This is a genomic window from Falsiroseomonas stagni DSM 19981 (assembly GCF_900114315.1).
Taxonomy (GTDB): domain Bacteria; phylum Pseudomonadota; class Alphaproteobacteria; order Acetobacterales; family Acetobacteraceae; genus Falsiroseomonas; species Falsiroseomonas stagni.
This window is the reverse complement of sequence record NZ_FOSQ01000004.1, coordinates 80,758-106,961: the sequence shown is the minus strand read 5'-3', so window position 1 is coordinate 106,961 and position 26,204 is coordinate 80,758. Positions and strand designations below refer to the sequence as shown.

General features: G+C 71.2%; 22 protein-coding genes. 10 read left to right on the top strand and 12 right to left on the bottom strand.

Annotated features, from left to right (window positions below; translation table 11 throughout):
* The first annotated feature begins 200 nt into the window (after positions 1–200).
* Genes BM041_RS12875 through BM041_RS12865 form a run of 3 tightly spaced genes read left to right on the top strand, consistent with a single transcriptional unit; the run spans position 201 to position 2,879 of the window.
* Entirely contained in the window at positions 201–1,493 is a 1,293-nt protein-coding gene (locus BM041_RS12875; RefSeq protein ID WP_092960057.1) for an O-acetylhomoserine aminocarboxypropyltransferase/cysteine synthase family protein, read from the top strand.
* Complete coding sequence (gene hemB / locus BM041_RS12870) at positions 1,490–2,542, top strand: porphobilinogen synthase (RefSeq protein ID WP_092960055.1); 1,053 nt, start codon at positions 1,490–1,492, stop codon at positions 2,540–2,542. The genes BM041_RS12875 and hemB overlap by 4 nt, the downstream gene beginning before the upstream one ends.
* On the top strand, positions 2,535–2,879 hold the full coding sequence (locus tag BM041_RS12865) for a hypothetical protein (protein WP_092960053.1): 345 nt from the start codon (positions 2,535–2,537) through the stop codon (positions 2,877–2,879). Before hemB ends, BM041_RS12865 begins: the two co-directional genes overlap by 8 nt.
* On the opposite strand, the gene BM041_RS12860 is transcribed toward BM041_RS12865, so the two are convergent.
* The 4 genes from BM041_RS12860 to rfbC form a co-directional block, all read right to left on the bottom strand.
* On the bottom strand, positions 2,880–4,937 hold the full coding sequence (locus tag BM041_RS12860; RefSeq protein ID WP_092960051.1) for a methyl-accepting chemotaxis protein: 2,058 nt from the start codon (positions 4,935–4,937) through the stop codon (positions 2,880–2,882).
* Positions 4,938–5,026: 89 nt separating this feature from the next.
* Positions 5,027–6,010, bottom strand: a complete 984-nt coding sequence (locus BM041_RS12855) for a Bug family tripartite tricarboxylate transporter substrate binding protein (protein ID WP_092960049.1) — start codon at positions 6,008–6,010, stop codon at positions 5,027–5,029.
* Between the two features lie 90 nt (positions 6,011–6,100).
* Complete coding sequence (locus BM041_RS12850; protein WP_092960047.1) at positions 6,101–7,432, bottom strand: NAD(P)H-dependent oxidoreductase; 1,332 nt, start codon at positions 7,430–7,432, stop codon at positions 6,101–6,103.
* Positions 7,433–7,448: 16 nt separating this feature from the next.
* On the bottom strand, positions 7,449–8,045 hold the full coding sequence (rfbC, locus tag BM041_RS12845; protein ID WP_217648708.1) for a dTDP-4-dehydrorhamnose 3,5-epimerase: 597 nt from the start codon (positions 8,043–8,045) through the stop codon (positions 7,449–7,451).
* A gap of 233 nt (positions 8,046–8,278) precedes the next feature.
* Between rfbC and BM041_RS12840 the strand changes: the two genes are divergently transcribed.
* Entirely contained in the window at positions 8,279–9,184 is a 906-nt protein-coding gene (locus BM041_RS12840) for a hypothetical protein (protein ID WP_139226045.1), read from the top strand.
* Positions 9,185–9,190: 6 nt separating this feature from the next.
* On the opposite strand, the gene BM041_RS12835 is transcribed toward BM041_RS12840, so the two are convergent.
* Both BM041_RS12835 and BM041_RS12830 read right to left on the bottom strand, forming a co-directional pair.
* Positions 9,191–10,024, bottom strand: a complete 834-nt coding sequence (locus tag BM041_RS12835; protein WP_342713790.1) for an alpha/beta fold hydrolase — start codon at positions 10,022–10,024, stop codon at positions 9,191–9,193.
* Between the two features lie 97 nt (positions 10,025–10,121).
* Positions 10,122–11,330: a CaiB/BaiF CoA transferase family protein gene (locus BM041_RS12830; protein ID WP_092960043.1), complete on the bottom strand. Its 1,209-nt coding sequence runs from the start codon at positions 11,328–11,330 to the stop codon at positions 10,122–10,124.
* 151 nt (positions 11,331–11,481) lie between these two features.
* Here BM041_RS12830 and BM041_RS12825 point away from each other — a divergent pair, with 151 nt between their 5' ends.
* The 5 genes from BM041_RS12825 to BM041_RS12805 all read left to right on the top strand — a co-directional run bounded on the left by BM041_RS12825 (position 11,482) and on the right by BM041_RS12805 (position 17,293).
* Positions 11,482–12,993, top strand: coding sequence for an aldehyde dehydrogenase family protein (locus tag BM041_RS12825; protein ID WP_092960041.1), 1,512 nt, complete (start codon positions 11,482–11,484; stop codon positions 12,991–12,993).
* Entirely contained in the window at positions 12,990–13,544 is a 555-nt protein-coding gene (locus BM041_RS12820) for a hypothetical protein (RefSeq protein ID WP_092960039.1), read from the top strand. The genes BM041_RS12825 and BM041_RS12820 overlap by 4 nt, the downstream gene beginning before the upstream one ends.
* A 73-nt stretch (positions 13,545–13,617) precedes the next feature.
* Positions 13,618–16,005: a penicillin acylase family protein gene (locus BM041_RS12815; RefSeq protein ID WP_092960037.1), complete on the top strand. Its 2,388-nt coding sequence runs from the start codon at positions 13,618–13,620 to the stop codon at positions 16,003–16,005.
* Positions 15,974–16,477, top strand: coding sequence for an RDD family protein (locus BM041_RS12810; RefSeq protein ID WP_092960035.1), 504 nt, complete (start codon positions 15,974–15,976; stop codon positions 16,475–16,477). The genes BM041_RS12815 and BM041_RS12810 overlap by 32 nt, the downstream gene beginning before the upstream one ends.
* 39 nt (positions 16,478–16,516) lie before the next feature.
* On the top strand, positions 16,517–17,293 hold the full coding sequence (locus tag BM041_RS12805; RefSeq protein ID WP_092960033.1) for an arginyltransferase: 777 nt from the start codon (positions 16,517–16,519) through the stop codon (positions 17,291–17,293).
* Positions 17,294–17,310: 17 nt separating this feature from the next.
* On the opposite strand, the gene BM041_RS12800 is transcribed toward BM041_RS12805, so the two are convergent.
* A complete protein-coding gene (locus BM041_RS12800; protein ID WP_092960031.1) occupies positions 17,311–17,955 on the bottom strand; it encodes an isochorismatase family protein in 645 nt (214 codons plus the stop codon).
* Positions 17,956–18,066: 111 nt separating this feature from the next.
* On the opposite strand from BM041_RS12800, the gene BM041_RS12795 reads away from it, so the two are divergent.
* Positions 18,067–18,951 (top strand): LysR family transcriptional regulator, encoded by an 885-nt coding sequence (locus BM041_RS12795; RefSeq protein WP_175533902.1) that lies wholly within the window; start codon positions 18,067–18,069, stop codon positions 18,949–18,951.
* A 3-nt stretch (positions 18,952–18,954) separates the two neighbouring features.
* On the opposite strand, the gene parC is transcribed toward BM041_RS12795, so the two are convergent.
* From parC to ssb, 5 genes are all read right to left on the bottom strand, one after another.
* Positions 18,955–21,189, bottom strand: a complete 2,235-nt coding sequence (gene parC / locus BM041_RS12790) for a DNA topoisomerase IV subunit A (protein ID WP_092960029.1) — start codon at positions 21,187–21,189, stop codon at positions 18,955–18,957.
* An 80-nt stretch (positions 21,190–21,269) separates the two neighbouring features.
* Positions 21,270–23,393, bottom strand: coding sequence for a HAMP domain-containing methyl-accepting chemotaxis protein (locus BM041_RS12785; RefSeq protein WP_175533901.1), 2,124 nt, complete (start codon positions 23,391–23,393; stop codon positions 21,270–21,272).
* Positions 23,394–23,527: 134 nt separating this feature from the next.
* Positions 23,528–25,060, bottom strand: a complete 1,533-nt coding sequence (locus BM041_RS31820; protein WP_092960025.1) for a calcium-binding protein — start codon at positions 25,058–25,060, stop codon at positions 23,528–23,530.
* 84 nt (positions 25,061–25,144) lie between these two features.
* On the bottom strand, positions 25,145–25,561 hold the full coding sequence (locus BM041_RS12775; RefSeq protein ID WP_092960023.1) for a hypothetical protein: 417 nt from the start codon (positions 25,559–25,561) through the stop codon (positions 25,145–25,147).
* A gap of 32 nt (positions 25,562–25,593) precedes the next feature.
* A complete protein-coding gene (gene ssb / locus BM041_RS12770) occupies positions 25,594–26,175 on the bottom strand; it encodes a single-stranded DNA-binding protein (RefSeq protein WP_092960021.1) in 582 nt (193 codons plus the stop codon).
* Positions 26,176–26,204: the final 29 nt, after the last annotated feature.

Below are 26,204 nucleotides of genomic sequence, written 5' to 3'. Positions count from 1 at the left end.
CGACCCCACCCCTTGGGGGCGCAACCCAGACCCGCGCGGGGCGGGAGATGAAACCTCTCTCTTCACCCCCACCCGGCAGCAGGGCCGCCTCCCCTGCCCCATCACCACGGCAGGTTGCATCCCGCCTTGCGCCCCCCCCCGCCGGCGTGGAACGGATGCGGCATCAACGCACCGCCAGAGGCGGGCAGGAGGAGGGCCACATGGTGGATTCGACGAACCCGGAGACCATCGCCTTGCATGCGGGGTGGCGGGCGGACCCGACCACGGGCTCCGTCGCCGTGCCGATCCACCAGACCACCAGCTTCCAGTTCCAGGATACCGGCCATGCCGCCCGCCTCTTCGGCCTGGCGGAGTTGGGGAACATCTACACCCGCATCATGAATCCGACCGTGGATGTGCTGGAAAAGCGCGTCACGGCGCTGGAGGGGGGCGTGGCGGGCCTGGCGCTCGGCTCCGGCCAGGCGGCGACGACCTTCGCGGTGCTGAACCTCTGCGAGGCCGGGGACAACATCGTCTCCTCCACCGATCTCTACGGCGGCACCTGGAACCTGTTCGCCAATACGCTGAAGAGCTTCGGCATCGAGGTCCGCTTCGTCGATCCGGTCGATCCGCAGAACTTCGTCAACGCGACCGATGACCGCACCCGCTGCTGGTATGCGGAGACGCTGCCCAACCCGAAGCTCCGCGTCTTCCCGATCGCGGAAGTGGCGGCGCTGGGGCGCAGGATCGGCGTGCCGCTGATCATGGACAACACCGCCGCGCCGGTGCTGTGCAAGCCGCTGGCGCTGGGGGCGGCGGTCGTCATGCATTCCACGACCAAGTGGATCGGCGGCCATGGCACCAGCATCGGCGGCATGGTGGTGGATGGCGGCAATTTCGACTGGGAAGCCAATGCCGCCCGATTCCCGACGCTGAACAAGCCGGATTCCAGCTATCACGGCGCGGTCTGGACCCAGGCGGTGAAGCCGCTCGGCCCCATCGCCTACATCATCCGCATGCGGGTGATCCTGCTGCGCGACCTCGGCGCGCCCATGGCGCCGATGAACGCCTTCCTGACCCTGCAGGGGCTGGAGACGCTGCCGCTGCGGATGGAGCGGCACTGCGCCAACGCCATCAAGGTGGCGTCCTTCCTGGCCAGCCACCCCGCCGTCGCCTCCGTCACCCATCCCAGCCTGATGACCGGGGAGAACAAGCGCCGCGCCGACGCGGCCCTGAAGGGCGGCTATGGCAGCCTGCTGGGCTTCGAGCTGAAGGCGGGTGCCGAGGCAGGCCGCAAGTTCATCGAATCCCTGAAGATGTTCTACCACGTCGCCAATATCGGTGATGCCCGCAGCCTGGCGATCCACCCCGCCACCACCACCCACAGCCAGTTGAACGCGGAGGAACAGGCGGCTTCCGGCGTCTCCCCGGGCTATGTGCGGCTGTCCATTGGCATCGAGCATATCGACGATATCCTGGCCGACCTGAGCCAAGCCCTGGACGCCGCCGCATGAACGCCTTTGACAAATCGAGCCCCGCGACGCCGATCCTCGCGGCGGGGGGCGCCTTCCCGGCCATCCGCCCGCGGCGCAACCGGGTGGATGCCTTCACCCGGCGCCTGGTGGCGGAGAACAAGCTTTCCGTCGATGACCTGATCTGGCCGATCTTCGTCATCGAGGGGACGGGGATCGAGACCGACGTCGCCTCCATGCCCGGCGTGAAGCGCGTGACCCTGGACCGCCTGGCGCATCACGTGGCGCCGGCCGTGGCGGCCGGCGTGCCCGCCGTGGCGCTGTTCCCGGCCACGCCGTCCGAGAAGAAGGATGGCGAGGGGACGGAGGCCAAGAACCCCCAGAACCTGATGTGCAGCGCCGCCCGGCTGCTGAAGCACGAATACCCGCATCTCGGCCTGATCGGGGACGTGGCGCTCGACCCCTATACCGACCACGGGCATGACGGCGTGCTGCGCGAAGGCCCGGGCGGCATGTATGTCGCGAATGACGAGACGGTGGACATCCTCTGCACCCAGGCGGTGATCCAGGCGGAGGCCGGCATCGACGTCATCGCGCCGTCGGACATGATGGATGGCCGCGTCGGCGCCATCCGGGCGGCGCTGGATGCGCGGGGGCTGATCCACACGCGGATCATGTCCTACGCCGCCAAATACGCCTCCGCCTTCTATGGCCCGTTCCGGGAGGCGGTGGGGTCGGGCGCCAGCCTCAAGGGCGGCGACAAGAAGACCTACCAGATGGACCCCGCCAATTCGGATGAGGCGCTGCGCGAAGTGGCGCTGGACCTGGCTGAGGGCGCGGACATGGTCATGGTCAAGCCGGGGATGCCCTATCTCGACATCGTCCGCCGTGTGAAGGATGCCTACGCCGTGCCGACCTTCGCCTACCAGGTCAGCGGGGAATACGCGATGATCATGGCGGCGGTGGAGCGCGGCTGGATGGACCGGGAACGCGCGATGATGGAAAGCCTGCTCGGCTTCAAGCGCGCCGGCGCCGATGGCGTGCTGACCTATTTCGCGGTGGAAGCCGCGCAGGTCCTGCGCCGTGCCTGACCCCATCCCGCTCCGCCGCCCCTGGCATGGCGCCTCCGACCGGCCGGAAACCCCGGCCGTCGCGGCGCTGCGGGCGCAGCGGGCGGAGGTGGATGCGCTGCTGGCCTTCCGCCACGCGCCGGACGGGGAGGCCAAGGCGATCGCCTGGTGGCGCCTGCATGGCGTGCGCCAGGGCCGGACGGCCCTGCTGGGGGCGGAGGAGGCGGCGCGCCTCTCCCCCCTGCCCGCGCCGCCGGAAGGCGCGCTCGGCCCGTGGCAGAAGCTGCGGCTGCGCCTCGGCTGGCTCGACCTCGACCGCGCCGCGCCGCCGGCCCGGCTGGCGCGGCTTTTGCGCTGATCAGGCGGCGCGCAACGCCGTCAGGAAGCGCTGCACGCCGGCCTGCAATTCATCCCCGCGGCCGGCGAGTTCCCCGGTCGCGCCCTGCACCGCCTCCGCCGTCTCCCGCGTGCGGCCGGCGCCTTGGCGCACGGCCTCCGCATGGCGGGCGGCATCCTGGGCGCCGGTCGCGGCGCGGCTGATCGCCTCCGCGATGCTGCGGGTCGCCTCCGCCTGTTCGCGGGCGGTATCGGCCACGGCGACGGTCACGCCTTCCAGCTGGCCGACCGTGTCGCCGATGGCGCGGATGGCGGAGACGGCGCCATCGGTCGCGCCCTGCATGGCGCCGATCTGGGCGGAGATCTCCTCCGTCGCCTTGGCGGTCTGCGAGGCCAGGGCCTTCACCTCCTGCGCCACCACGGCGAAGCCCTTGCCGGCCTCGCCGGCGCGCGCTGCCTCGATGGTGGCGTTCAGCGCGAGGAGGTTGGTCTGGCCGGCGATGTCGCTGATCAGCTTCACCACATCGCCGATGCGCTGGGAGCTGTCGGCCAGGCTCGTCATGGCCGTATTGCCGTCCCGCGCGGCGCCGGCGGCGCCGGAGGCGATGCGCGCTGCATCGGCCACGCGGCGATGCACCTCCCCGATGCTGGCGGTCAGTTCCTCGATCGCGGCGGCCACGACCTGGACGTTGTCGGAGGCGGTCATGGCCGCGCCGGCCACCGAATCCGCCCGGCGGTTGCCATCCCCGGCGGCCGCCGTCAGCGTCCGCGCCTGGTCCTGCAACAGGCCGGTGGCACGCGTCACGGCGCCCAGCGCGCGGTCGGCCTCGCCCTCGAAGGCCCGGGCCGCCTGTTCCAGCGCGGCACCGCGCGCCGCGCGGGCCTGCTCCGCCGCCAGCCGCGCCTGCGTCCCGGCCTCCGCCGCCAGGGCGTCCCGCCGCATCGCATCGATGGCCTGGGCCAGTTCGCCGAGTTCGTCGCCGCGGTCCATCAGCGGCATGGCAGCTTCCCGCGCGCCGCCGGCCAGGCCCCGCACCGCCTCGGTAAGGCGCCCGGCCGGGGCGACGACACGGCGGTTGAACCACCAGGCGCCGGCCAGGCTGGCGAGGATGGAGGTCACGGCCAGGAGGCAGGCGAGGATGAAGTTCAGCCGGGCTTCCGCCATGGCCGCTTCGCCCCGGCGCATGGTTTCGGCCAGCGCCGCGTCGCGCAGCGGGGTGATGGTGTTGGCCAGCGGCACGACCATCCGGAACAGGTCATCGACCGTCGTGTTCGGGGGGTTGCCGCGGCCCTGTTCGACATAGGTGGCGTACATGTCGCCGCCGCGGGTCCAGTAGCCGTTCTGCACGGCGGCCATGGCGGCGTTCACCGCGGGGCTGTCGACCTCCAGCGCCAGTTCGCGCAGCGCCGCCCAGGCGGCTTCCACCTGGCCGCGCAGCAGCGCCACCTGTTCCGCCAACTCCCCCTGCATGGGCTGGCGCAGCCCCGTGGCCCGCACCACCAGGGAGATCTGGCGCCCCGCGAAGTCCCGCATCTCCCACGCCAGCAGGGCCAGGCGCGCGGCCGGCGCCAGGTCGCCATCGGTGGCGGCGATCCGCCGCTGCACGGACCCGGCAAAGGCGGCGGCCTGTTCCTGAGTCGCGAACATCCGCGCCACATAGTCCCGCATCAGGGCGGCGTCGCGGGCTTCCCGGGGCTGGGCGATCGCCGCCAGGGCGGCGCTGCGCAGGCCGACCATGGCGGCCTGGATGCGGTCCAGCGCCGCCAGATCCGCCGCGCCCCCGGCCAGCAGGCGCGCCTGCGCCAGGGCCGCGTCGCCCGCCGCCACATGCTGGCGCACCGGCGCCATCTGCTCCACCGTCGCGACCCCGGGCGCGACCAGGAGGGGGTTGATGAAGGCGCGTTCGAAGTTCAGCGCCTCCGGCAGGCGCAGCGATTCCGCCAGCAGCCGGCTGTCCCGCAACGCCAACTGTTCCCGCTTCAGGCTGCTCCACTGCCCGGCCGCGAAAAGGATCGCGGCGGCGATGCCGATCAGCGACCCGAGCAGTGTGGAGAGGAGGAAGACCTGGCGGATGCGCATAAGGATGCCTTCGACGGGGAGGGTCGCGAAGGCAGAGCGTAGCGACACGACATGGACCGGCCGTTAATCAGCCGGTCCAGGCCGGTCCATCATTCCACCTGCATGCGCAAATCCCGCACCAGCGGCCGCACCGCCGCGATCTGGCCATGCACCTGCGCGGTGAATTCCGCCGCGCTGTTGCCGCCGGGCTCCGCGCCCAGTTCCGCAATGCGCGACGCCAGCGGCGGGTGGCGGGCGGCGGCGGCGATTTCGGCGTGCAGCCGCGCCAGCACCGGCTGCGGCGTCCGGGAAGGCGCGAAGAAGCCGTTCCAGCCCAGCAGTTCCGCATTGGGGAAGCCCTGTTCCCGCACCGTCGGGATGTTGGGCAGGGCGCTGGCGCGGCTGGCCGCCAGCGTCGCGATCGGCCGTAGCGCGCCGCCCCGGATGTGCTGGAGGGAGGAGGAGAGCTGGTCGCCGCCGAAGGCGATGCGCCCGGCCAGCATCTCCTGCACCAGCGGCGCCGCGCCGCGGAAGGGGACGTGTTCCATGGCGAAGCCGCCGTCGCGCTTCAGCACTTCCCCGATCAGGTTGATGGTGCTGCCGGGGCCGGTCGAACCGTAGAAGGGCGGCGAGGGCTGCGCCTTCGCCCAGGCGATCAGTTCCGCCAGATTGGTCGCCGGCACCTGCGCGTTCACCAGCAGCATCATCGGCACATTGGCGCCGAGGCTGATGGGCGCGAAGTCACGCTCGATCGAATGCGGCGCGCGGCCGACGAATTCCAGCGCGGCGGTGGTGGTGGAGAAGGTGAGGTTGTGGAACAGCAGCACCTGCCCATCCGCCGGCGCCTTCGCCACCACATCGGCGCCGATGGACCCGCCCGCGCCGCCGCGGTTCTCCACCACGACGGAAACGCCCAGCGTCTCCCCCAGCCGCTGCGCGTAGAGGCGGGCGAGGATGTCGGTGGTGCCCCCGGCCGGGAAGGGCACGACGATGCGGATAGGCGCGGTGGGCTGCCAGGTGCCCTGGGCGCGCAGCGCGGGGGCGGCGAAGAGCCCGGCTGTGGCGACGGCAAGGACGCGGCGGGTCAGGCGCATGGGGTTTCCTCCGGTTGCGCCGTCCGTTGGGTTGCGGCGCTGTAAGGAAACCCTCCGCCGCGCCCGCAACCCCGTCAAGCCGCCAGCGCGCTATTCCGCGGCGGCCACCCGCGCCGTGGCGTCATTGGCCGCCGCGGCGGGGAAGACCGCATCCTGCTCTGCCCGCAGCCGGTCGATCAGCCGCCCGGCGGGCAGGTCGACATCGGCATAGGTCAGCACGGAATCCCTCGGCAGGTCCCGCTTCAGGCGGCAGCCTTCCGACACGCCCATCGGCAGCAGCCCCTCGGCCCGCGCGGCCGAACAGGCTTCCGCCTGGCCATAGGTCATGAAGCCGCCGAGCCCATCGACGATCTCCCCGGCCTTCAGGTCCCGCTTGGCGGTCGCCACCACCTCCACCATCGGCGGGCCGATCGGCTGGATCACGGCATCCCCGCACAGCACGACGCGCGCGACGGAGGCAGGGACCTCGAAATGGCAGAGGTGGTAGGGCGTGTAGAAGCTGTAGAGCGGCCCCTGCCCCAGCTTGTAGAGGTTGAGGTAGTGCCGCTGCTTCGGATCGTCATGCGTGGCCAGCACATAGATGCCGGGGCCGGGCTTCGATCCCACGACATAGTCCACCACGCCGCCGAGGCGTCGCAACGCATCGACATCGTACATCCGCGCCAGCTCATCGACATGCCCGGCATGGTCGCGCCCCATCATGCCGCGCTTCGACACCGTCATGCCCGTGGCATTGGCGACGATGGCCTGTTCGAAGCTGATCTTGGTGCCATCCGCGAAGCTCGTGACCATGTGCGGGTCCTGCCCCCAGGTGGCGGCGAAGGCGGCCTGGGTTTCCGGCGTGCGATAGGGGTCCTGCAGGCCCTTGATGTTGCCGCAGACCAGCGGCGTCAGGCCGATGGAGCGCACGAAGCGGAACAGATTCATCTGCACGCCGGGCTGGTCGCCGTCGCTGCCCGTGACGATCACGCCGGCCTGGTCCGCCAGGCGCTTCAGCAGCGGCCCGACGGTGCCGTCCAGCTCCGCATTCATGGACACCACGGGGCGGCCGTGACGGATCGCCGCCAGCGTCACCTGCGCGCCGTGTTCCACCGCCCCCGTCACATCCACCAGGCAGTCGATGCCCCCGGCCTCCACCAGCAGCATCGGGTCGTCGGTGATGGCGGGGCGGCCATCACGGATCGCCTGTTCCAGCGCGGCGCGGCTGGTGACGGCGACCGGCGCGCCGGCACCGGCTTCCGCATAGCAGGCGGCAGCGCGGGAGAGCGTGCGGTTGGCGATGGCTACCAGGTCCATGCCGGGCGTCGAATTGACGATCTGGTTGGCGATGCCGCGCGCCATGAAGCCCGCGCCGACCATGCCGACGCGGATGGGACGGCCCTCGGCCGCGCGCTGCGCCAGCAGCCGGTCGATGATGATCATGTCCTGTCCCCGCCCGTCACATCAGGCCGCGCAGCTGGTCGGTGCCATGGAAGGCGGGATCGAAGGCCGGCCAGGCGGCATCCTTCGCCGACAGCTCCGCCGGATCCTCCGGCCATTCGATGCCGAGGAAAGGGTCGTCCCAGCGCAGCCCGCGTTCCTGCGCCGGCGCATAGGGCGCGCTGACGAGGTAGAGCGCCTCCGTATCCGGCGCCATGGTCAGGAAGCCATGCGCGCAACCGCGGGGGACCAGCATCATCTGCCGGTTCTCGGCCGTCAGCGTGGCGCCGAACCACTGGCCGTGGCTCGGGCTGTCCGGGCGGAGATCCGCCACCACGTCGAACAGCGCGCCGGCCAGGCAGCGCACCAGCTTCACCTCTGCCGCCGGGGGCAGCTGGTAGTGCAGGCCGCGCAGCGTGAAGGGCTTGCGCGTCAGGGAGTTATTGGCCTGCACGAAGCGGGATTCGACGCCCGCGGCCGCGAACTCCGCTTCGCAGAAGGCGCGGGCGAAGAAGCCGCGATCATCGCCGCGGCGGATGGGATCGATGATGAAGCAGCCGGCGACGGGCGTCTCCTGGAAGCGGATGCCGGCGCCGGGCGGGGCGAGCGTGTTCATCCCGCATCCGCGCCCGGGCATCGGTCTGGCCTGCTGGTCCCCATGCCTGATCTCCCCGGGCGGATAGGTCGCGCCCTGCAACGACGGGGGCACGACGCGCATCGCGGGCCGGGGTTTCCACCCTCCGGCTTTCGTGACGGAGCGATGCCGGAACGGCACGGCCCGCCCGCGTGTTCCGCCGGCATCCAGGGCCAGGGCAGGGATCAGTGCAGGAACAGGGGCAGCCGCGCGTCTTGCTGGTCTTCCAGACCCATTTCTTCGACCGCTGGTGCGAAGCCGCCTTCCGCCAGGTCGCGGCGGGATGCCCGCCGCATGTCACGCCGATCGTCGCCTTCCACCAGGCACCGCGCGTGGCGATCCCGAAGCGCCTGGCGCGGGTCGCACACCACATCGTGCCGACCGCCGACCTCCGCAGCCCCGCCTATCCCGGCAAGTCGGCCGGGCCGGACTGGGATCTCTGGCGCGGCGGGCATACCGACCTCATCGCGCTGCACGCCTTCCTCGCCCATCCCGGCCATGACCATTACTGGGCGGTCGAATACGATGTCCGCTTCAGCGGGCCCTGGTCCCGCTTCCTGCGCGCCTTCGAGGGCGATGACGCGGACCTCCTCATCTCCTCCGTCCTGCGCCGCCGCGACGATCCCGCCTGGTTCAACTGGCCGAGCCTGTCGGCGCCGGAACCGCTGGCGGAGGACCGCACGCTGCGCGTCTTCCTGCCGATCTTCCGCGCGAGCCGCGCGATGGTGGCGGCGATGGACGGTGCCTATCGCGCCGGCTGGGCCGGGCATTGCGAAGCCACCTGGGGCACGGTGGCGCTGGCGCGGGGATTGTCGGTGGTGGATCTGGGGGGTGAGGGCGAATTCACGCCGGACCGCTACCGCGGCCGCTTCTACCTGAACTGCCCGCGGCAGGTTCACCTCGCCCCCGGCACGCTGGTCTTCAAGCCGGCGCTCTACCGGATGGGGCGGCGGCCGGACATGCTGTGGCACCCCGTGAAGCCCTTCTTCTGGCGGGCGGAGGCGAAGGAGGGGCTGCGCGACATCAAGCGGCGCGCGGGGATCGTGGTGCGCGGGGTCGCCGGCTGGGTGCGGCGGCGGCGGCCCAGCGCGGAACCCCCGCCAGGCGCGGCGGCAACCTGACCGGGGCTAGCCCAGGAAGTCCGCGACCATCGCGACCTGGACCGGGTCCATCAGCGCCGGCGCGTGACCGGCATCGGGGATGACCTCAAGCCGCACGCCCGGCTTCGTCGCCATCTCCGCCGCCGTCTCCGCCAGCAGCAGGTCGCTCTCCGCGCCCCGGATCGCGAGGATGGGCAGGTCCAGCGCGTTCCAGAGGAAGCGCATGTCCAGCGCCTGGGCCTCCTGCGCCCGGATCGGGGTGGCGATGGCGGGGTCGTAGTGCAGCAGCAGGCCGGCATCGCCGGCGGGGCGGGCCGAATGTTCCGCCAGGTGCCGCCACTGGGCATCGGTCAGCCGGCCGAAGGGGGCATGGACGCGGCGGAGATGGGCTTCCAGCGCCGCCAGATCGGCGAAACGCGGCACCTCCGCGATGTAGTCGCGGATGCGGGCCATGGCGGCCTGCGGCACGAAGGGGCCGAGGTCGTTCATCACCATGCGCCGGATGGGGTGGCCCTTCGCCGCCGCGATCCCCATGCCGCAGATGGCGCCGAGCGAGGTGCCGACCCAATCGACCGGCCCGTCGATCCGCGCCAGCAGATGCGCCAGCGCCGCCACATAGCTGGGGGGCTGGTAGAGCATCGGCTCCGCCAGCCAGTCGGAGGCCCCGCGCCCGGGCAGATCCGGGCAGATCACCCGCCGCCCCTGCCCGGCCAGCGCCTGCGCCAGCACGTCGAAATCCCGCCCGTTGCGGGTCAGGCCATGCACGCAGATGACGGGCGCGCCGTCCGCCGGCCCCCATTCCACCCAGGCCATCCGGTGGAAGGCCCCGGCCAGCAGGTAACGCAGATGGCCGTGGCGCACGGGGAAGGTCCTCAGTTGCTCCCTCCCCCGCGCTGGCGGGGGAGGGTCGGGGTGGGGGTAGCGTGCGACCTCGCCCTCAGACGATATCCCGCGTCCTTCAGACGACGCCCTTGTCCTTCAGCGCCTGGACCTGCGCTTCCGTCATGCCGAGCAGGCCGGTCAGCACTTCCTCGCTGTGTTCGCCGAGCAGCGGCGGCGCGATACGGTAATCCGCCGGCGTCGCCGACAGGCGCACGGGGTTGGCGATGACGGTGACCGCCGCGCCGTTGCTCAGCGTCAGGTCCACCGTGCAGCCGCGCGCCTTCACATGCGGGTCGGCGAAGACGTCGGACAGCTTGTTGATCGGGCCGCAGCCGATCTTCCGCTCCTCCAGCGCCGCCACCCATTCGGCGGTGGTCTTCGACTGCATCACCGGCGTCAGCGTCGCCGTCACCGCGTCCCGGTTGGCCACGCGTTCGGCATTGGTGGCGAAGCGGGGGTCTTCCAGCATCGCCTCGCAGCCGAAGGATTTGCAGAACCGCTCGAAGGTCGGGTCGTTGCCGACGGAGAGCACGATGTGCCCGTCCTTGGTCGGGAAGACCTGGTAGGGCGCGATGTTCGGATGCTGGTTGCCGAGCCGGGGCGGGTTCTCCCCGGTCGCCAGGTAGTTCATGCCCTGGTTGGCCAGCCAGGCGACGGAGGTATCGAGCATGCCGATATCGATCTGCTGCCCCTGCCCCGTGCGTTCGCGGTGGCGCAGCGCCGCCAGGATGCCGATGCAGCCATAGAGACCGGCAAACAGATCCGCGACCGGCACGCCCACCTTCTGCGGCAGGCCCTCGGGCTCCCCGGTCAGGGACATGACGCCGCCCATGCCCTGGATCAACGCGTCATAGCCCGGGCGCGGGGCGTAGGGGCCGGTCTGCCCGAAGCCGGTGATGGAGCAGTAGATCAGGCCCGGATACTTCGCCTTCAGCTGGTCGAAGCCGAGGCCGTACTTGGCCAGCGCGCCCACCTTGAAGTTCTCGACCAGGATGTCGCAGGTCTCGAGCAGCTGGTGGATGATCGCCTGCCCTTCCTCCTTCGCGATGTCGAGGGTGAGGGACTTCTTGTTCCGGTTGACGCCCAGGAAGTAGGCGCTTTCCGTCGTGCCCGGCCAGACCGGCGGCGCGAAGCCGCGGGTGTCGTCGCCGGATTCGGGGCGCTCGATCTTGATCACCTCGGCGCCCATGTCGCCCAGCATCTGCGTGCAGGTCGGCCCGGCCAGCACCCGGGTCAGATCGAGGACCCTGAGGCCGCGCAGCGGCCCGCTCGGTGCCTTCTCCATCAGTCAATCGCCCCTTCAATCCATCATTGGCCAGGCGCCCAAGGCGGGCTGCCCGGATTTCGCGCATCAAACCGCAGCATTGCCGCCGGCCGGCGGGCGACGCATGGTGCGGCCCGCGCTTATAGTGCCGTGTTTGCGGCGGAGGAAACCCATGCTCGACCTGCCCCACCCGACCCCGGATGCCCCGACGACCGATTGCTTCGCCCTCGCCAAGGCGCTGTCCGGCGTGCATTTCATCGGCGGACGTTATGTCCCCGCCCGGTCCGGCAAGACCTTCGCCGTGGTCAATCCCGCGACAGGGGCCGAGGTTGCCCGCGCCGCGGAGGGTGATGCGGCCGATGTGGATGCCGCCGTGGCCGATGCCGTGGAGGCCCAGAAGGCCTGGGCCAAGGTGCCCGCCCGCAAGCGCGGCGCCCTGGTCCATGCCTGCGCCGCCGCCATCCGCACCCATGTGGACGAACTCGGCCGGCTGATCGCGCTGGAGACGGGCAAGGCGCTGCGCACCGAATCCCGCGTCGAGGCGAACGTCGTCGCCGATGTGTTCGAATTCTTCGGCGGGCTGGGGTCCGAGCTGAAGGGCGAAAGCGTGCCCTTCGCCCCCAACGTCCTGTCCGTGACGGTGCGGGAGCCGCTGGGCGTCGTCGGCGCCATCATCCCCTGGAACGTGCCCATGCTGCTGATGGCGCTGAAGGTCGCGCCGGCGCTGGTGGCGGGCAATGCGGTGGTGGTGAAGTCGGCGGAGGAAGCCCCCCTCGCGGTGCTCCGGATCTGCGAGATCATGAACCGCATCCTGCCGCCCGGCGTCTTCAACATGGTCTCCGGCTTCGGCCCGGAATGCGGCGCGCCGCTGGTCAGCCACCCCAAGGTCCGCAAGGTGACCTTCACGGGCAGCGTGGAGACCGGGAAGATCGTCGCCAAGGCGGCGGCCGAGAAGCTGATCCCCGTCACCCTCGAACTCGGCGGCAAGTCGCCGATGATCGTCTTCGCCGACTGCGACTTCGACAAGACGGTGTCCGGCGCGCTGACCTCCATGCGCTTCACGCGCCAGGGCCAGTCCTGCACGGCGGCGTCGCGCATCTATGTGGAACGCCCGATCTTCGACCGCTTCGTGGGCGAGATGAAGAAGGCGGTGGACGCCATGGTCATGGGCGATCCCCTCGATGAGAAGACCGACATCGGCACCATCGTCAGCGAGGGCCAGCTGGAGAAGGTGCGCGCGTATATCGCGGAAGGCAGCGCGACGCCGGGGGCGACGGCCCATGTCTGCTCCGCCATGCCGACCGACCCGGCGCTGCGGAAGGGCCTGTTCATCCAGCCCGTGATCTTCACCGGCCTCGACGGCAAGTCCCGCCTGGTGCGGGAGGAGATCTTCGGACCCGTCACCGTCATCCAGCCCTTCGACGATCCCGAGGCCGTGCTGGCGGAGGCGAATGACAGCGACTACGGCCTGGCCGCGTCGCTCTGGACCAACAACCTCAAGGTGGGCCTCGACCTGGCGCACCGGCTGGAAGCGGGGCTGGTGCAGATCAACCAGAACCTCGTGGTGCAGGCCAATCTCAGCTACGGCGGCGTGAAGTCCTCGGGGCTCGGCAAGGAGGCCTCGCTGGAAGCCATGCTGGAACACTTCACGCATAAGAAGACCATCATGGTGAACATGTCGTGAGCGGATCCTCCAACTACGCCGGCAAGGACAAGGCGGAACTCGCCAACCTCCGCGCCAATGCCGAACGCATCCTGGCCGACCCGAAGCGGTCCAAGCTGCATGCGCAGGCGCGCGCCATGCTGGAAAACCTGCCCCCGCCGCCCGCGCCCACGCGCGGCGGCAGCGCGGCGGCCGCCACCGCCACCACGGCGGCGGTGGAGCAGCTGACGGCGCTGGCGACCGAGTTGGCGGGGATCTTCAACCTCTCCCCGCCGGAGGGCACCAGCCAGCCGCATAAATTCACGGGGTCCGACGGCAAGCCCAAGGTCGGCGGGCGGCAGCGGAGCAAGGCGGTGGCGGTGGACCGCTACCTCTCCCACCGCCGCGGCGATGCGATCGCCGCCATCGGCTTCCTCCGCCGGCTGGATGAGGAAGCGGAGACGGGCGGCGCCTGGTATGTGGACCAGCAGAATGCGGACACCCTGCCATCAAAGCTGGAAGACAGCTTCGAGGCCGCACGGGATGCCTTCGTGAAGCGGCTGGACGCGATCGGGACGCCCCGCAAGGGCTGATCCCGCGGCGGCGGCCCCATCGTTCAAGGGCCGCCGCTTCCCTTTCCCGCCCCGGCGGTCCATCTCCCCGGCCATGCGCATCGCCCTCAGCCTCGCCGGCCGCCTTCTCATCCTGCTGGTCATCTTCGCGGGCATCGCGGTGGCCTTCGGCCTTGCGATGGTCAATTCCAGCCTTCCCGACTCGCGGGAGGAGCCTGGCATCCCGACGCTCTCCGCCGCCGTCGCCATCACCCTCGACGAACACGGCATCCCCCGCATCCAGGCCATGAACGAACGCGATGCGGCCGTGGCGCTGGGCTGGCTGCATGCGCGGGACCGGATGTTCCAGATGGAGGCGATGCGCCGCGGCGCCGCCGGGCGGCTGGCGGAGATCGCCGGCCCCTCGGCGCTCCGCCTCGACCGCTTCTCCCGCACCCTCGGCCTGGTGCAATCCGCCGAATCAGACCTCGCGGCGCTCTCACCCCAGGCGCGGGACCTACTGGACGCCTATGCGGAAGGCGTGAACGCGCTGATCGCCGCGCGCGGGCGGCTGGCGGCGCCGGAATTCCTGGCGCTGGGCGAACCCGAGCCCTGGCGGCCCGTGGACAGCCTGCTCTGGGGCAAGGTCATGGGGCTGTGGCTGTCCGGCAATTGGCGGCGGGAACTGGAATACGCCCGCCAGGCGCAGGTGCTGCCGGCGGACCGGCTGGATGACCTCTGGCCGCGCGATGCCAGCGCCGGGCGGCCGGATTTGGCCGCGCTGCCGGGCGCCGTCCCGCTCGCCCGCATCCTGGAGGCGGTGCCGGTCTTCGGCGTGGATGCGCCGCTGCCGGACAGTGCCTCCAACGCCTGGGCCGTGACGGGGGCGCGCAGCGCATCGGGCGCGGCCCTGCTGGCCAACGACCCGCATCTCGGCTTCCAGGCGCCCATCCTCTGGTACCTCGCCCGCATCGACTTCCCGGATGGCAGTTTCCGCGCTGGCGCCAGCGCGCCGGGGGTGCCGGCCATCGTCATCGGCCGCAACCAGCGCCTGGCCTGGGGCTTCACCACCACCCATTCGGACACGCAGGACGTCTTCGTCGAACGCCTCTCCGGTGCCGATTCCTACGAGACCCCCGACGGCCCCCGCCCCTTCACGATCCGGGAGGAACGCATCGCCGTGCGCGGCCGGGCGGAGCCGGAGGTGCTCCTTGTGCGGGAGACGCGGCACGGGCCGGTGATCTCCGGCCTCGATGGCATCGCCGCGGCGCAGGGCCATGTGCTGGCCGTGTCCATGGCCAACCTCGCGCCGCGCGACACGGCGGCGGAGGCGCTGCTGGCGCTGAACCGCGCCACCACGCTGGCGCAGGCGCGGGCCGCGGCCGCGCTGTTCACCAGCCCGCCGCAGAACCTGATGGTGGCCTCGGCGGAGGGCAGCATCGCGCAATACCTGGTCGGCCGCACGCCGATCCGCCGCGCGGGGGATGGGCGCCTGCCCTCCCGCGGCTGGGATGGCAGCATGGACTGGACCGGCTTCGTGCCCTTCGACGCCATGCCCCACATCGAAAACCCGGCCAGCGGGCAGATCGCCAATGCCAATTCACGCCCGGCGCCGGCGGATCATCCGGTGTTCCTGGGCGTGGACTGGTATGGCGACTGGCGCCTGCGCCGGATCCGCGAATTGCTCGCGGAACGGCCGAAGCATGACCTCGCCGGCTTCGCCGCCATGCAGAACGACGTGGTGTCGCTGCTGGCACGCGACATCCTGCCCGCCCTGCTGGCCGTGCCCCCGCCCCCCGGCCTGCCCGGCCGCGCCCAGGCGCTGCTGCGGGACTGGGATGGCGCGATGCGGGCGGAGGCGCCGCAGCCCATGATCTACCACGCCTGGCTGCGCGCCTTCCGCCGCCTGGCGCTGGCCCAGGGCGGCGCGCCGGAGGGCACGAGCGCCGGCCCCGAATTCACCCGCCTGCTGCTGACCGACCCCGCCCGCGGCGCCGCCTGGTGCGGCGCGGCGGGCTGCGCGCCGATCCTGGCCCGCGCCCTGGTCGAGGCCACCGCGGAGATCGAGTCCGCCCAGGGCGGCGACCCCGCCAAATGGGCCTGGGGCCGCGCCCATCTCGCCACCTTCGAACAACCGATCCTGCGCTTCATCCCCATCCTCGGCGGCATGACGCGGCTGGCGGCGCCGAGCCCGGGGGATGGGGAGACGCTGTCGCGCGGCGGCATGCGGGGCGGCGGGGACACGCCCTATGCCCATCTGCATGGCGCGGGGCTGCGCGCGGCCTTCGACCTCGGCGATCCCGATGGCGCGGTCGCGATCATCGCCACCGGCCAGTCGGGCCACCCTTTTTCACAGCATTGGGATGACCTGCTGCAACGCTGGCGGGATGGTGACGTTGTGCGCCTGGGACGGGAACCGGCCATGGTGGCCGGGACCATCCGCCTGAAGCCCGAAGCCGCCGGAGTGCCGAGTGAACCAGAACCGCGCCAGCGACGCCGTTGACCGGCCGCCCCCCTTCGAGGGTGTGATCGGCCGGCGCGTCCTCGCCTGGCTGATCGATGGCGCAATCCTGTTCATCCTGTCCTGGCTGGTCTGGGGCGGCACGGGTCTGCTGGCGCTGTTCACGCTGGGCCTGGCGGGCGGGCTGTTCCTGCTGCCATGGGGGCTGGTGCTGCCCATCCTCTACGGCACGCTCTCCATCGGCTCCCCGCTCTCCGCCACGCCGGGGCAGGCGCTGATGGGGCTGGTGGTGCGGTCCGAATCCGATACGGGCCATCCCAGCTTCGGCCAGGCCTTCACCAGCACGACCCTGCTGGCCCTGTCCTGGGCGGCGGGCGGCGTGCCGCTGCTCGCGGCCTTCTTCTCCTCCCGCTCCCGCACCCTACATGACCTCTTCTCCGACACCCTCGTGGTGCGGGCCGCGGCACTGCAGCCCGAGGGGCGCCAGGGCCGATTCATCGCGGAGGATGGTTGATTTGCCAGCGGCCAGCGCGGACAGTAGAGCCTGACAGACATGCTCCAGCGCGCCACCCGCCGTCCGCAATTCTTCTACACCACCGCGCCGCTGCCCTGCCCCTATCTGGCAGGCCGGACGGAGCGGAAGATCGTGACCGAACTGGCCGGCGGGGATGCGGAAGCGCTGCATGACCGGCTGTCCCGCGCCGGCTTCCGCCGCAGCCACAACATCGCCTATTCGCCGGTCTGCCCGGGCTGCCGCGCCTGCATCCCCATCCGCATCGTCGCCAATGCCTTCACGCCCGACCGCACCCAGCGGAAGGTGATGCGCTTCAACGCCGACCTGGTGACGGCGGAGATGCCGGCGCGGGCAAGCGCCGAGCAATTCGCCCTGTTCCAGCGCTACCAGGGTGCCCGCCATGGCGATGGCGACATGGCGGCGATGGGGTTCTACGACTATCGCGCCATGGTGGAGGACACGCCGATCACCACCGGCGTCGTCGAATTCCGCGACGGCGGCGGCCGGCTGCTCGGCGCCTGCCTGACGGATTGGCTGAGCGATGGCCTGTCCGCCGTCTATTCCTTCTATGCGCCGGAGGAGACGCGCCGCAGCCTCGGCACCTATGCCATCCTCTGGCTGGTGTCGCGCGCCCGCAGGCTCGGCCTGCCTTACGTCTATCTCGGCTACTGGGTCCCCCAGAGCCCGAAGATGGCCTACAAGGCCCGCTACCGGCTGAGCGAGACGCTGTCCGGCGGCGTCTGGCGCGTGCTGCCGGAGGATGGCGCGGACAGCGCCGCCACCGAGGGGCATGAGAGGGTCAGCGTTACCGGCTGACCCCCCGCCGCGGCGCTTCAGGCGCGCGGCAGTTGCATCCCGTGCCCGTCCGGCGTGGTGTCGGAGACCTCCCCAACCGTGGAAGCCGGCCAGTGCGCCTGGATGATGCCCATCATCCCCCGCCCGAAGGGCCCCGCGAAATCCGCGCCGAGTTCGGTCAGCGTGTTCAGCCACCCCGCATTCACCGCCCCCGCCGCCGCCAGGCGCTGGATGGCCATGTCCTCCGCCAGCTTGCTGTTGCTGCCGGAGACGTCGACCACGACCTGCACGTTGTAGCCGGCCCGCAGCAGGTCGAGCGCCGTGTGAAGCGTGCAGTTGTCGATCGAGATGCCGCCGATGATGACGTCCCGCCACCCCGTCGCGCGCAGCCATTCCATGAAGGCCGGCGTGCAGCCCGATGGCGTGCTGCGCGGGAAGGTGGCCGCCCCCGCATCGATCAGCGCGCGGATTTCCGGCAGGAAGGTGCCGTAGTAGTCGTTCTCCTCCCCGAACACCGCCGTCGGCAGGCCGAACAGCCCGCTGAATTTCGCGAAGGCCTGGATGTTGTTGCGGAATTGCGGGCCCGGGATGGTCGTGATGAGGTTATCGAGCCCGGTGACGTAGTCGACATAGGCGATGGCCGCGCTGTCCGGCGCCATGCGCCGCAAGGCAGGAGAGGTCATGGAAGCATTGTCCCTGGCTGTTGCACCGGCGGATCACTTGGCCCCCCTGCCCGCGCCCTGGCAGCCACGCCGGCGGAACCGGCCGTTCCCGTCCTGGAACGGGGCGGCCCCTTGAACAGCGACGACCTGCGCGTCTTCCTCCGGGTGGCGGAGGCGCGCAGCCTGTCCCGCGCCGCGGCCGTGCTGCGCCGGCCCAAATCCTCCGTCAGCCGGCAATTGGCGCGGCTGGAGGAGGAGGCCGGCGCCATGCTGGTGGAACGCGGGCGGGATGGCATCCGCCTGACCGATGCGGGCCGCGTGCTGCTGGACCATGCACGCCAGGTGGCGGCGCTGATCGATGGCGCGGCGGCGGCGGTGCAGGCATCGCTGGTGACGCCGCGCGGCGTGCTGCGGGTGAATGCGCCGCATCTCTTCGCCACGCATTTCCTGGCGCCGCGCCTGCCCGGCTTCCTCGCCGCCCATCCCGGCGTCACGGTGGTGCTGGATGTCGCCCCCGTGCCGGTCGGCGCCCAGGCCGCGGAGCCGGATGTGATGATCCGCGTCGGCCCGCTGGAGGACAGTTCGCTGATCGCCCGGCGCCTCGGCAACAGCGAGGTCCGGCTCTACGCCACCCCCGCCGCGCTGCATGGCCTGGCGCCGGACGTGGCCGTGGCGCTGATCCGCGACGCCGGGCTGGCGGAGGCCGCGCCACTCGGCCACCACCGCAGCATCGTGGCCTTCGAGGAAGGGCGCCCCGTGCGGCGGATGGAGGCGCTGGAGCCGCTGGTGCGCCATGGCATCGTCATGGCCGGCGCCGGCGCCGCCTGGCTGCCGGCCTTCCTCTGCCGCGCGGCGGCGGCGCGGGGCGATCTGGTGGACCTCACGCCGGGCGCGCCGCTCGGCCCCATCGCGCTGCATGCGCTGTTCAGTGCGGAAGGCGGGACCAGCCCCAAGGTCCGCGCCTTCCTCGACTTCCTCACCCGCACCATGGATGTGCTGGAAGCCGGCAAGGCTTAGCGGCTACTCGAACCGGTTGCTCCGCGGGAAGCCGTTGGGCGGCTGCTTGCCGGCGCCGGCGCGGTTGCCGCGCCACTCCCGCAAATCGGTTTCCGTCCGCACGCCAGATCCGTATTTCCAGCGCAGCCCGGCCTTGGCGAAGAAGACCTGCACATCCGCGAGGCCGCCATCCTTGTAGCCCTGCAGCTGCACGCCGCGGCCGCGCGTCATCTCCGGCACCTGTTCCAGCGGGAAGACCAGCAGCTTCCGGTTGTCGCCGACCACCGCGACCATGTCGCCATCCGCCACCTTGCAGCAGGCGGCTTCCTTCCCCGCTTCCAGCACCAGCACCTGCTTGCCCGTGCGCTTCTCCGCCAGCAGGTCATCCGCCTTCACCAGGAAGCCCTTCCCATCCTGCGCGGCGACGAGGTAGCGGATGCCGTCCTTGTGGACGAACATCGTCACCACATCATCCTCATTCGTCAGGTCGAGCAGCAGGCGCACGGGCTGGCCATCGCCGCGGCCGCGCGGGATGGCATCGGCCTTGAGCGTGAAGGCCTTGCCGTTGGTGGCGAAGACCACGATGCGGTCCGTCGTCTCGGCGTGCAAAGCGAAACTCAGCGCGTCGCCTTCCTTGAAGCGCAGCTCCGCATCCGCGGCCAGGTGACCCTTCTGCGCGCGGATCCAGCCCTTCTCCGACAGGATCACGGTGATGGGCTCGCGCTCCACGAAGGCGTTCTCATCGACGATGATCTCGCCGAGCGGCGCGCCGACTTCCGTGCGCCGCTTGCCGAGCACTGTCTCCTCGCCGAATTTGCGGCGCGTCTCCGCCACCTCCTCGGCGATCGCGGCCCAGCGCTTCGCTTCGCTGGAAAGCAGGCCCTGGAGGCGCTTCTGCTCCGTCGAGAGCTTCTTGTGCTCCTTCCGGATCTCCATCTCCTCCAGCTTGCGCAGCGCGCGCAGCCGCATGTCAAGGATGGAGGTCGCCTGCACATCGGTCAGCGAGAAGGTGCTCATCAGCGCCTCCTTCGGCTTGTCCTCATAGCGGACGATGCGGATCACCTCATCGAGGTTGAGGTAGACGATCAGGTAGCCGTCCAGGATCTCCAGCCGCCGCGCGATGGCCGCCAGGCGATGTTCCGACCGCCGCACCAGCACCACATGGCGGTGGTCCAGCCAGCAGCGCAGCACCTCCTTCAGCCCCATGACGCGCGGCGTGCGATCCGCGTCGAGCACGTTCATGTTCAGCGGGAAGCGCGTCTCCAGCGCCGAATTGCGGAACAGCGTCTCCATCAGCATCTTCGGGTCGACGGCCCGCGTCTTGGGCTCCAGCACCAGGCGGACGATGTCCGTGCTCTCGTCGCGCACGTCGCCGAGCAGCGGGAGCTTCTTCTCCTCCATCAGCTGCGCGATCTGCTCGATCAGGCGCGACTTCTGGACCTGGTAGGGGATCTCCGTGACGACGATCTGCCAGGTGCCGTTCTTCAGCGGCTCCGTCTTCCATTGCGCGCGCAGCCGGAAGCCGCCGCGGCCGGTGACATAGGCTTCGCGGATGCTGTCGGCCGATTCCACCATCAGCCCGCCGGTCGGGAAATCCGGGCCCTTCACATGGGCCAGCAGGTCATCGACCGAGGCGTCGGGGTTGTTGATCAGCGCGATGGCGGCGCCGCAGAGCTCCCCCGCATTATGCGGCGGGATGGAGGTCGCCATGCCCACCGCGATGCCGGCCGCGCCATTGGCCAGCAGGTTCGGGAAGGCGGCCGGCAGGACCAGCGGCTCCTTCTCCTCCCCGTCATAGGTGGCGCGGAAATCGACGGCGTTCTCCTCGATCCCCTCGAGCAGCGCCTGCGCGACCTCCGTCAGCCGGGCTTCCGTGTAGCGCATGGCCGCGGCGTTATCGCCGTCGATATTGCCGAAATTGCCCTGGCCCTCGACCAGCGGATAGCGGGCGGCGAATTCCTGCGCCTGGCGGACCAGGGCTTCGTAGATGCTGCTGTCGCCATGCGGATGGTACTTGCCCATCACGTCGCCGACGATGCGGGCGCATTTCTTGAAGCCGGAGGCCGGGTCCAGCTTCAACTGGTGCATGGCGTAGAGCAGCCGCCGATGGACCGGCTTCAGACCGTCCCGCACATCCGGCAGGGACCGGCTGACGATGGTGGACAGCGCATAGGCCAGATAGCGCTCCGACAGCGCATCGGCCAGGCGCGTCTCACGCTCATTGCCGTTCGGCGGAAGGGACTTGATGTCATCCGGCATGGGTCAGATTCGTGCTTCGTTCCTGTCCGGCCGGGTCTAGCCGATCCCGGCCGGGATGTCGAAGCCCGAAGAGGCGGCGGTCACGCCGCCCGGACCGCCGCCAGGAAGTGGTCCACCTGGCCGCGCAGCTCCGAGGAAGCCGCGGAGACGCCATCGCCGGTCGCCAGCACGGCCTGGGCCTGCGCCTCCGTCCACCGCACCGCGGCCTGGACCTGCTGCATCATGCGGGTTGCCTCGTCATTCTGCCGGGCCACCACCTGCACGCTGCCCGCGATCTCCCGCGTCGCGGCGCCCTGTTCCTCCACCGCCGCGGCGATCGCGGTCGCCACCTCGCTCACCTTGGCGATGCTGCCGCCGACCTCCCGGATGGCGGAGACCGCCAGGTCCGTCGCGGACTGGATGGCGCCGATCTGCGCGGTGATCTGTTCCGTGGCCTTGGCGGTCTGGCCGGCCAGGGTCTTCACCTCGCTCGCCACCACCGCGAAGCCCTTGCCCGCATCGCCCGCGCGCGCAGCCTCGATCGTCGCATTCAGCGCGAGGAGGTTGGTCTGCCCCGCGATCTCCCCGATCAGGCGCACCACGTCGCCGATCTGGGACGCGGCATCCGCCAGGGTCAGCACCGTGCCGTTGGTGCTGCGCGCGCGTTCATCCGCTTCCCGCGCCATGCCGGCGGCGGAGGCGACCTGGCGGCTGATCTCCCCGATGCTGGCCGTCAGTTCCTCGGTCGCCGCCGCGACGGAGGAGAGGTTGGCGGCGTTGCGCTCGGCGCCTTCCGCCGTCGCCGTCGCGGCCTGCCCCGCGCTGGCGACGCCGGTCGCCATGACATCGGCCGCCTGGCGAAGCTCGGCGGCGGATTCGCCAAGCCGCGCCAGGATGCCGGCGGTCGCCCCGCCGAAGCTGCCCGTCTCCCGCTCGATCGCCTGGTGCCGGGCCTCCCGCGCAACACGGTCGGCGGCGGCGGCTTCCTCCAGTTCCTTCGCGCGGCGGGACCAGTCGCGCAGGCTGCCGAGGGCGCGGGCCACGGCCCCGACCTCATCCCTGCGATCCAGGCCGGGGATCCGCGTGTCCAGCTCCCCGGCGCCCAGCCGTTCCGTCGCCGCCGCCAACTCGGCCAGCGGCGCGGTGACCCGGCGAAGTACGATCCAGGCCGCGCCGGCGGCCACCAGCAGCACCATCAGGGCGGCTACGCCCGCGAAGGCCAGGGCGGCGCGCTTGGCGGCGACGACCGCTTCCATATGGTCCTCGCTCGCCGTGCCCGCGGCATCGCGCACCTGCAGCAGAGTGCCCACCAGCGGGTTGCCCCCCTCGATCCACTCCCGCCCCGTCATGCCGTAGCGCCCGCCCGGCGCCTCGGCCCCGCGGCGAACCGCCTCATCCACCCGCCGGCGGAAGCCCTCGAAATACTGCTGGCGGGCGGCGGTGGCGGCGGCACGGAGCGCGGGGTGGGTGGCGGGGTCCGCGGCCGGGGCCAGGTTCTCCACCTGCAACCACAGCGCATCGATGCGTGACCGCATGGCGGCAATGCTGGTCTGCTGGCCCGGCTCCAGCGCCCGTTCCCCGCTGATGGCCGCACCGACCACGCCGAGTTCGAAGCCCGAGGCTTCGCGCATCCGCCAGCCGATCTCCTTCAGGCTGGCCAGCCGCGCCAGCACCGGGTCACGCCCGGCCGCGTCATGCGTATAGGCCGCCCAGAGCCGGGTGGAGGCCTCCAGCAGCCGCGACATGCCCGGCACATAGCCCTGCATGATCGCGGCCTGTCGCTGGTCCCTTGGCAGGGACAGCGCCTGGTCCACCTGCTGGCGCAGGCCCTCCGCCTCCCGCAGCGCGGTGCGGAAATTCTCCAGCAGCGTGGCGCCGCCCGGCAGGGTTTCGGCACCGGGCAGGCCTTCGGCGCGCAGGGCATCGCGGGCAGCCTGGCGGTGGCGCTCCATCCGCTGCCTCAGCTCGGCCGGCATGGGCGCCGGGGCCTGCACGGCGTTCCCGGCGAAGAGGCGTTCCAGCAGCAACTCGTGCAGCCCCGCGGCGAAGCGGTTCGCGGCGCGGTCGGCAGCCTGGGCTTCCTCCGCCTCCCGCAGCACGGTCCAGGCATTCACGGCATGCAGCCCGGCCAGGCTGACCGCCAGCAGGGACAGCAGCGCCATCACCCCCAGCAGCGCGGCACGGATCGACAGCGCCATCGGCGCGGCGTGTCGGGAACGGGGCATGGTCACTCCTCCCGGCCCTGGGCGGGCCTGGCTCATCCAACCGGCCGCACCATCGCCGGGAAGGCTGAATGTCCCTCTAACGCCGTCGGGCGCCGGGGGGTCGCCCCACCGGCGCCCGCCTGGCCGACCGTCCCTCAGAGGATGAAATCCTGCACCTGCGCATCGAAGCGCAGCGCGTGGCTGCCGGTCAGCAGCACCTCCAGGTCCGCGATTCCGTCCCCATTGATCTCCAGCTGCACCAGCGTGTCGTCGCCCTGGGCCTGGAAGCGCAGCTGGCCGTGGTTGCCGCCGGCCAGGAAGCGGTCCGTGCCCAGGAACAGGAAGGCATCATCGGCGCCGCCGGCCTGGCCATCGATGGCGGAGAAATCCAGCCGGTCCCCCGCCTGGAAATCCCGCACCACGTCCCGCACCCCCGCATATTTCACCTGGCCGGCGGAGCTCAGCTTGCCGACATCCGCCTGCGTCCAGACGAAGAGGTCGCCATCCCCGCCGCCGAAGAGCTGGTCGAGGCCGAGGCCGCCCGCCAGCGTATCCGTGCCCGCGCCGCCCATCAGCACATCGTCGCCGGCGCCGCCCTTCAACTGGTCGGCATCCGCGCCGCCGAGCAGGCTGTCATTCCCAGCGCCGCCTTCCAGCAGGTCGCGGCCATTGCCGCCTTCCAGCGTATCCAGCCCCGCATCGCCGCGCAGCGTATCGTCATCCGCCCCGCCCAGCAGCCGGTCATCATCCGCGCCACCATTCAGGACATCGCGGCCAGCGCCGCCTTCCAGCAGGTCGTCCCCCGCATCGCCATCCAGCCGGTCATTGCCGCCGGCGCCCTGCAAGGTATCCCGCCCGTTGCCGCCCTGGAGGGTATCGGCGCCGAACCCCGACTCCCCGATCACATCGCCGACCAGCAGGTCGTCCTCATCCCCGCCGCGCAGCAGGTCGGCCCCCATGCCGCCCTGGAGCGTGTCGAAGCCCTGGCCGCCATCCAGCACGTCGTTGCCCTGTTCGCCCGCCAGGCTGTCATTCCCCTGGCTGCCCGCCAGGTTGTCGTTGCCCGAGGCGCCGAACAGCGTATCCGCCCCCTGCCCGCCGATCATCTGGTCTTCGCCGGCGCCGCCATCCATCCAATCGGCCTGGTCCCCGCCATCGAGGTGATCGTTCCCGGCGCCGCCCTTGAGCGTGTCTTCGTCGATGCCGCCTTCGAGGACATCGTTGCCCGCGCCGCCATCCATGCTGTCGGCGCCCTGTTCCCCCTTCAGCAGGTCGGCGCCATTGCCGCCATCCAGCGTATCCGCGCCGATGCCGCCATAGAGGTCATCATCGCCATCGCCGCCGGAGAGCGTGTCGTCATCCTCGAAGCCGCGCAGCTCATCATCGCCCTCCCCGCCATCCAGGCTGTCCCCGCCCTTGTGGCCGAAGAGGATGTCGTCGCCCTCATTCCCCCGCAGCACATCGGCGCCGTCGCCGCCGCTGAGGTAGTCATTCCCCTCGCCGCCGAACATCGTGTCCCGGCCATTGCCGCCGAAGATCAGGTCATCGCCGCCGAAGCCGTGGACGGCGTTGTTGCCATCGCCCAGGTCGATGAACTCGCCGAACATCCCGGTCGCGCGCCAGGCCAGGAAGCGGTCATTGCCGGCGCCACCCTTGGGATCGAACAGGCCCATCGTCGTCTCCATCATCCGGTGCCGCGACCATCCGCGGCGTGGGGGGAGAATGACGGGGGATGGGGCCGGGGCCGTGTTCCCGGGGGAACAGGGCGTGGATCAGGGGCGATGCGCCGGCAGGAAATCCCGCCTGAAGCCCGCGACCGCGGGCAGCAGCACCAGCAGGATCAGCGGCACGGCCAGCACCAGGCCGATGAAGAGCGGCGTGGTGGCGAAGAAGGCGGCGAAGGCGCAGGCGGTGACGCGGCGGCGTGCCTCCGCACTGCGCGGCAGACGCATCAGGCCCCACAGGAACATCGTCGGCGCCACGACGCCGCTGAGCAGCGGCAGCGGAGGTCCGATGAGGGGCGCGCCGCTGGCTTCGGGCAGGAGCTTGTCGATCTGGAGCCCCGGCAGGCCGAGCAGTCCCGCAGCATCCGGGAAGAACTCGGCCCACAGGCCCGCCAGGAAGACGATGACGGGCATGCTGCCGATGGCGCCGAGGACCATCGCCGCGATGGCGACGGCCCTGCACACCCAGGCACGGGCAGCAGGCTGCCCCGGCAAGATCAGAACGGAATATCGTCGTCCAGGTCGCTGCCGCCCTTGGGCGGCGCGCTGCGGCCACCACCGGCGGGCGCCCGGCTGCCGCCGCCGCTGTTGTCCCAGCCGCCGGAGGACCGGCCGCCGCCGCCGGCGGAACGGCCACCACCACCCCCGCCGCCATAGCCGCCGCCCCCGCCGCCACCACCGGCATAGCCGCCGCCGCCCTCGCCGGGGTCGCCGCCCATCTCACCGCCCGTACCGCGGCCGCCGAGCAGCGCGATCTCGCCCCGGAACTGGCGCAGCACGATTTCCGTGGTGTAGCGGTCGGCGCCGGCCTGGTCCTGCCACTTGCGGGTCTCGAGCTGGCCCTCGACATAGACCTCGCTGCCCTTGCGCAGGTACTTCTCCGCGATCTCGCCCAGCTTCTCGTTGAAGATCGCCACCGAATGCCATTCGGTGCGCTCCTGCTGGTTGCCCTCGCGGTCCTTGTAGCGCTCGCTGGTCGCAAGCCGCAGGTTCACCACGCGGCCGCCATTCTGGAAGTTGCGGATCTCCGGATCGCGGCCGAGCCGCCCCACCAGGATCACCTTGTTGACGCCAGCCATCGCAACATCCCCTCACTGCGGGGTGCAAC